The organism is Planomonospora algeriensis, assembly GCF_977012225.1.
Map to the genome: position 1 here is coordinate 1 of NZ_CDRNDK010000392.1, position 5,999 is coordinate 5,999.

The window sequence follows — 5,999 nt, forward strand, 5'->3', positions numbered from 1 at the left end:
TGGCCGACGTCTCCCTCAAGCTCATCGTTTTCAGCGGCGTGATCGCCTACCCGGCTGCGGCCTGGCTGGCCATGCCCCGCACTCCCCGGTGGCTGCTCGCCCTTTCGATTGCGCTGCTCCTGGCCGTTTACGTTTTCGCCTCCCTGTTTGCGGCCTGACGTCCATGCTCCACGCCGCCACCAGGCCGTGATCTCAGCATGCGCCCCGGTGAACACCTTCTGATCATCGGTGTTGCAGCCACGGTAAGAGCCCAGGGATCCCCTGATGGACGCCGTCCGCATCTCGCCTTCGTCCCGGGCCCGAGGCGGAAGTCCTGGGCCGGACGTGCGATGGGCCGATCCTTCCCGTCGGCGGGATGTCGGCTCCGGCTGCCATACTCGCCGCGATCATGAGGAGCGGGCCCGAGGAGAGCCGATGCGCGAGGTCATGCCCGAGGCGTATGCCTGGCAGGAACGGAACTGGGAGGAGATCTACACCGTCACCTTCGTCCGCGGCCTGGACGAGCGCGAGACGCTCCGGCGGTTCGGCGTCGCCGATGACGACATCGGGCCGGTGGACAACGAGGAGGTCATGGAGCGCATCGAGGAGACCGACGGCTGCTGCGACATGGTGCTGGCGGCCCGATCCGGCGACTGGACGATCGCTTTCGAGTACAGCGGCTGGGAGGGGACCCGGCCCGAGACGCTGCGCGAGCTGACCCGCGACGGCGGTGAGGCCGTCTCCGTCATGCGCCACGACTACGCGGCCTCGCACGACTTCAGTCATGCCGCGGACGGCCGGATCCGGACGGCTTTTCGCCCGCAGTGGCCTCAAGAGCGCTGGGGCAGCCACCCCGACGCCCTCAACGACGACATGCGCGAACTCGGCCTGGAACCCGAACCGGACGAGGAAGCGCAGTACCTATACGGCTCTTCCTACGTCTCCGCGGCCCTCGCCCTGGCCAGCCGCATCAGCGGGGTGCTGTTCACCTCCGCGATGCTGGACGGGCCATTGCTGGGCGGGATCATCACCGACCCGGCGCCCGAGGACCCCCCGACCGGTGACCCGCTCGCCACCCACACCCTGCGCTCCTTCAACCGGGAGATGGCCGAGGCCATCGACGGCGCCTGCCCCGACCTCCAGCGACGGGCCTCGATCGCCGAAGCGCGCCGCCAGTGCGAGCTGGCCGGCGTGGCCGACCATCCGGTGCTCACCGAGGCGCTCGCCCGGGCCGAGCAGGGCCAGACGCAGCAGGTCGCCGATGACTCTCCCCTCGCCAAACTCATCCGCATCTGGGAATCGGACCTGACCGGCCAGCCGATCGACATCGCCACCGGCGAATGGAGCGTGGATTCGTGTGAGCAGTCGCACCGGTCCCCGGGCGGCCTCTACAGCGTCACCTTCGTCGACGCCACGACCGGCATGCCGACCTGCCCGACCTGCACGCCGCGCCGCTACCCGAGTGAGGAGGAGCGGGATGCGGCGCGCCCGCGCTGGCAGGCGGCCTCCGCGGTGCGCGATGCCCTGTCCCCCGATGCCAGGAAGGCCGCCTACGACATCCACCTCGCCCTGGTCAGCGCCGATCGGGTCATGGCCGATCCCGATCACGCGGCGGCCGTCATCGCGACGCTGCGCGCCGGGGAGGCGTAGGCAGCCCGCGTCTCCGGGCTGATCCGGCGGCCGCTGCCGCAGGGGGAAGACAGACGGCGGCCACCGGACCGGTGCGAGGGGATCCGGTCGCGGGTCAGCAGGTGGCGAGCATGTTCTGCAGCGCGGTCTTCTCCGCCGACTGCAGTTTCAGGCCCCAGTGGTACTTGATCTGGATCCACGCACGCGCGTACAGGCAGTGCTGCTGCGGCGGCTGCCAGGCGGCCGGGTCCTTGTCCCCCTTGGCCTGATTCAGGTCATCCGTCATCGCCCACAGCTCGGGTCCCCCGAGGTCGTTGGCGAACGATTGGCGCTTGGCCGTGGTCCAGGCGTGCGCACCGGAGCGCCACGCCTCGGCCAGGGGCACGATGTGGTCGATGTCGACATCGGACGCGGCGGTCCAGGTCGCGCCGTCGAACGGCGAGTACCAGGAGCCGGACGTGGCGGCGCAGCTGGAGTTGACGGTGACGTTCGTTCCGTCGCGCTTGAGGACCTGCTCTCGGGTGTTGCAGGAGCCGGTGATGGTGATCCAGTGGGGGAACAGATCCCGGTCGTAGGAGCCGGCGTTGGACTCGGCCGCCACGGTGAGGGCGGCCAGGCGGGTGGCGGCGGTGCCGGCGGTGGGGATGTTCGGCGGGGTCGCCGACGCCGCGGTGAAGGCCAGGGCGCTGGTGAGGGCCAGGGCGCTCAGGCAGGCGCCGACTGCGGTGACGACTCGTCGCATGGCGAGCCTTTCTGTCCCCGGAGTCTCGGCCAGGACGAGGGGCGGGTGTCCTGGTCAGGGGGCGAAACAGCGGGGATATCTCGGACCCTCCCAAGCCGCATGTGTGCCGCCCATGGCGAGGTGTGACGAGCAGGCGCACCGGTCTTGGGCGCACTGTGCCGCTGATCCACTGCAGGAGGCCAATGACCTGCATGGATACCCCGATCGGCAGGCGCGGAGCCGACTACCTGATCCCAGCAGGTACCGACGACACGGTGTTCGGAGCGCCGATGGGGACGCGGTGAAGGTGTTCCAGCGGGCCGCCCGGATCGAGGTCGACGGACGGGTCGGCCGACAGACGTGGACGGTGCTGCTCCACGTCGCCTGACCCGAGCACGCGGCTCTTGGTTTTTCGCTCCGTGGTGAGAGCGGTCGGTCCTTGAGGAGGGGCGACGCACGGGGAACCCATCTCATGCAGCAAGTCACCGGTCGAGGTGGGAAGTCCGATGGACCTCGCTTGGCGGACTCCTCGGCAGCGCTGGCCTCCTGGCCGTGCTTCAGGTCGGGGACTCCGACCACTCGCTGATCGCGTTTTGGCCGGACTGGCTGGAGGCGCTGACGATCCCGCTGCTGCCGACGGCGATCACCGCGGTGGCGGGCTACAAGGCGAAGCACACCGCTCACACTGACCTGCCGATGTCGCAGCGGTAGCCTGACCTGCGGGGCCCCGGGACGCGGCCATACGACCCGGGCTCTGCTGAAGGCTCCAACGCGAACGCCTCGCCCGGTCCGTAGACCGAGCGGGGCGCTTCTGCGTGTTCAGGGTCAGGCGCGTCGCCACCGCCAGTACGGGTCCGCGCTCTTCCATGTGCATCGGTACCGCTTGCTGGTGACCTTCGCGTAGCCCGACTTTCCGCGCGCGGCCTTCGGGCAGAACGCGCCCGGCGTGATGCAGTTCCAGTGCTGGCCGACCCGCTGGTACGTGCACGCCGCCATAGCCACCGCCGTGGGGGCGGAGACGACGGTGGCGGACGCCGGCGCGACCGCGGCCGGGACGGCGAGCGCGGAGGCGGCCAGGGCCGCGGAGACGATGAACCGTCTGAGCAAGGGGAGCTCCTGACGTTGAGGATGAGACGCCAGAGAAGACGGGCCAGTCCCGGGACTGGTTGCCTGGTGAACGGTGTTCCGTTGGGACTCCAGGCTCGATCAGCCGGTGCGGTACTCCACCCAGGTCCGGCCCGCAGCCGCCGCCCGGGCGCGGGACGCCCGGATCGGCTCCGGTCCGTAACGGCCGACGAACTCCCGGAACAGCGACCAGGCGGCCGCCAGGCCGGTCACGGCCGCGCCGGGCGCCTCCTTCCAGGCGGGCAGCTGCTCGACGAGTTCCTCCGCCTGCGCCGGGGTGTGCCCGGCCAGGATCAGCCGCGGCACCAGCAGCGCGGCCTCCACCCACGCCGCCCCCTGGCAGGCGAGTCCCCAGTCGATGACCCGCACCCCGGCCGGGACCGCGAGGAGGTTGCCCTCGTGCAAGTCTGCGTGAAGGAGCGTGTCCCCGGCCAGTGCATCGGTGTTGAGCAGGCTCCGGGCGTGCCGGTAGGCGTCGGACGCTTCCAAGTCAGTGGGCGGGTTGGCCAGGAGGGCGTCCGCGCGCTTACATAGGAACTCGACGTTGTCGGTGACGGGCGGTACCTCGGCGGGGTTCGGAGTGAGGGTCTCGCCGAGCGCGCGGACGAGGTCGAGGACTCCGTCCAGGTCCGGGGAGCCGATGCCGAGGTCGACCTCTCGCGCGTGGTCGACGTGCTCGAAAACGAGGGTGATCCATCCGCCGGTGTGCCCGCTCCACAGCATTCGGGGGGCGGGCACGGCCGGTGGTAGGGCGGTGCCGACGAGGCGCTCGCGCTGGTAGAGCGGCGCGGACCGCGAGTCGTCCGGCAGAGCCTTGACGAACAGCGTCCCGGACGCCGTGGCCAGTCGTACGGCAGCGCCGGCGGTGAGCCCGCCCGGGAGGCTGATCGCCTGCCGGATCGGGCCGAACTCGGCTGCGATCATGTCCCTGATCTCTGCGGGGAGATCTTCCCACCGGTACATCATGTGCCGCACTGTACGCCGCTCCTACTGGCGAGGTGGGTTACTTCGTCGGGCTGTCGGTGCAGCCCTGGTGGCACTGCGAGCAGCTCCCCGTACCGCTTCCCTCGCACTTACCGGCGTGGCTCCACAGGTCCGTGATGACGGGCAGGCCGAGCTCCCGCATGACGGCCACGGTGTCGGCCGCCGTGCACCCGCCCTTGGTGCCGCCCTCGGCACCGTCCTCGGGACGGTGGTGGATGAAGCGACCGGCGACCCGGTCACAGAACTCGGCGTACGGCTGGGTGTAGAGGATGAAAGTGTGCCATCCGATGTCGACCAGCTCCGACGGCGACAGGTGGGCGTTGGGTCGGGTGGCGCAGGCGGAGAGGAACGCGAGCGTCTGGTCCATGATGGGCTCGGCCAGGTGCGCCTGCTGAGGGTGCTCGGCCTTGATCCGCGCGACGAGCCGGGCGTGCAGCTCAGGGGTGATGAGCGTCCGAGGGTCGGTGGCGGCTGGGCGGGTGGTGGTGACGGTCATGATGTCGTCCCTTCCGGTTGGCGGGGTCGCCTGCTCTCACGGTGACCGCCGGCGGCCAGCCGGTCATTGCCGGACCGCGAGCCGCGTATTGAGGGTCTGCCGTCAATGACAGGAGCCTGACCTGCGCGGTAAGTAAGGGAGCGACTACGGTGCATCTCACGGACGCTCGCGACGCGTGGAGGCCCCATGGGGCAGATCACCAGAGCACGACGGGCAGAGATCCAAAGCCAGGCGGTACGCATCCGCATGCAGGCGCAGCGCGCCGGCCACGCCACCGAGCGGGTCGTCACCGAGCTGCGCACCGCGCTGCCCGAGCTCACCGCCCTGGAGGCATGGCGGCTCGCCCTCGGCTGGTCCCGCGCCCAGGCCGTCGACCAGGTCGCCAAGGAGTACGTCGCCGACGGCCTGCACCCGCCCGGCCTGTCGCCGGCGCAGCTGTGCCGGTGGGAGCACGGATCCGAGCGGCCGGGTCGGGAGTACGCCACCATGCTCGCCCGCGCGTACGGCGCTCAGCTCGGCCAGCTCGGGTTGGCGCGGCACTGCACATGCGGCCGCGGCGGCGGGTACGGTCGGCACGAGATCCAGCCGCTGCTGCCAGGAGTTGAGCTGATGACCACTGCCAGTGGACTGCCCGCTATCCGTCACTCGCTGCGCCTGGCCCTCCTGGCGGACCCGTACGGCGGACCGACGGTGGTGGAGCTCGCCGAGGCTGCCGTCGAGCACTACGCCCTCAACTACTCCAAGCACCCGCCCGCGGTGCTGTTCGACGAGGTGCACGCCGCCCGCGGCATGCTCGTCGACGCGCTCGCCACCCCGGCGGACCCGGCCGTCGGCGTAGGCCTGCGCCGGACCGCCGGGTGGATGTCCGCGCTGCTCGGCAACCTCGCTCACCACCTCGGCGACCACACCGGAGCCCGCGCACACCTCTCCGTCGCCGCCAGCTTCGGCGAGCACACCGGCGATGCCCGGCTGACCGGGTGGGCACTCGGCGCGCGCACAGCATGGTCGCCCGCGCCCGCGGGGACCTGACAGCCGCGCTGGGGCACGCCGAGGCCGGCCCTGCAG

The 5,999-nt window shown here is 71.0% G+C and carries 8 protein-coding genes; 4 read left to right on the plus strand and 4 right to left on the minus strand.

The window, feature by feature from the left end; all coding sequences use genetic code 11:
- Window positions 1–414: 414 nt before the first annotated feature.
- On the plus strand, window positions 415–1,629 hold the full coding sequence (locus tag ACWJ6R_RS28330; protein ID WP_449065155.1) for a DUF6461 domain-containing protein: 1,215 nt from the start codon (window positions 415–417) through the stop codon (window positions 1,627–1,629).
- Between the two features lie 94 nt (window positions 1,630–1,723).
- Here ACWJ6R_RS28330 and ACWJ6R_RS28335 read toward each other — a convergent pair whose 3' ends face one another.
- The gene (locus ACWJ6R_RS28335; protein WP_449065156.1) at window positions 1,724–2,350 is read right to left on the minus strand and encodes an HNH endonuclease family protein; all 627 of its coding nucleotides are present in this window, start codon (window positions 2,348–2,350) and stop codon (window positions 1,724–1,726) included.
- 112 nt (window positions 2,351–2,462) lie between these two features.
- Here ACWJ6R_RS28335 and ACWJ6R_RS28340 point away from each other — a divergent pair, with 112 nt between their 5' ends.
- Together ACWJ6R_RS28340 and ACWJ6R_RS28345 are read left to right on the plus strand one after the other, a co-directional pair.
- Entirely contained in the window at window positions 2,463–2,717 is a 255-nt protein-coding gene (locus ACWJ6R_RS28340; RefSeq protein WP_196470029.1) for a peptidoglycan-binding domain-containing protein, read from the plus strand.
- A 164-nt stretch (window positions 2,718–2,881) separates the two neighbouring features.
- Entirely contained in the window at window positions 2,882–3,040 is a 159-nt protein-coding gene (locus tag ACWJ6R_RS28345) for a hypothetical protein (protein WP_449065157.1), read from the plus strand.
- Between the two features lie 114 nt (window positions 3,041–3,154).
- Here the strand turns inward: ACWJ6R_RS28345 and ACWJ6R_RS28350 are convergent, their stop codons facing one another.
- The 3 genes from ACWJ6R_RS28350 to ACWJ6R_RS28360 all read right to left on the minus strand — a co-directional run bounded on the left by ACWJ6R_RS28350 (window position 3,155) and on the right by ACWJ6R_RS28360 (window position 4,934).
- On the minus strand, window positions 3,155–3,436 hold the full coding sequence (locus ACWJ6R_RS28350) for a hypothetical protein (RefSeq protein ID WP_449065158.1): 282 nt from the start codon (window positions 3,434–3,436) through the stop codon (window positions 3,155–3,157).
- Between the two features lie 99 nt (window positions 3,437–3,535).
- Entirely contained in the window at window positions 3,536–4,420 is an 885-nt protein-coding gene (locus tag ACWJ6R_RS28355) for a phosphotransferase family protein (protein WP_449065159.1), read from the minus strand.
- Between the two features lie 37 nt (window positions 4,421–4,457).
- Window positions 4,458–4,934: a glycine-rich domain-containing protein gene (locus tag ACWJ6R_RS28360; RefSeq protein WP_449065160.1), complete on the minus strand. Its 477-nt coding sequence runs from the start codon at window positions 4,932–4,934 to the stop codon at window positions 4,458–4,460.
- 246 nt (window positions 4,935–5,180) lie between these two features.
- On the opposite strand from ACWJ6R_RS28360, the gene ACWJ6R_RS28365 reads away from it, so the two are divergent.
- Entirely contained in the window at window positions 5,181–5,963 is a 783-nt protein-coding gene (locus ACWJ6R_RS28365; protein ID WP_449065161.1) for a helix-turn-helix domain-containing protein, read from the plus strand.
- Window positions 5,964–5,999: the final 36 nt, after the last annotated feature.

What these genes read in the sequence shown, in the direction of transcription:
- ACWJ6R_RS28330 (WP_449065155.1), top strand. Translation starts at nt 415, where the DNA reads ATGCGCGAGGTCATGCCCGAGGCGTATGCCTGGCAGGAACGGAACTGG.
- ACWJ6R_RS28335 (WP_449065156.1), bottom strand. Translation starts at nt 2,350, where the DNA reads ATGCGACGAGTCGTCACCGCAGTCGGCGCCTGCCTGAGCGCCCTGGCC.
- ACWJ6R_RS28340 (WP_196470029.1), top strand. Translation starts at nt 2,463, where the DNA reads ATGGCGAGGTGTGACGAGCAGGCGCACCGGTCTTGGGCGCACTGTGCC.
- ACWJ6R_RS28355 (WP_449065159.1), bottom strand. Translation starts at nt 4,420, where the DNA reads ATGATGTACCGGTGGGAAGATCTCCCCGCAGAGATCAGGGACATGATC.
- ACWJ6R_RS28360 (WP_449065160.1), bottom strand. Translation starts at nt 4,934, where the DNA reads ATGACCGTCACCACCACCCGCCCAGCCGCCACCGACCCTCGGACGCTC.
- ACWJ6R_RS28365 (WP_449065161.1), top strand. Translation starts at nt 5,181, where the DNA reads ATGCAGGCGCAGCGCGCCGGCCACGCCACCGAGCGGGTCGTCACCGAG.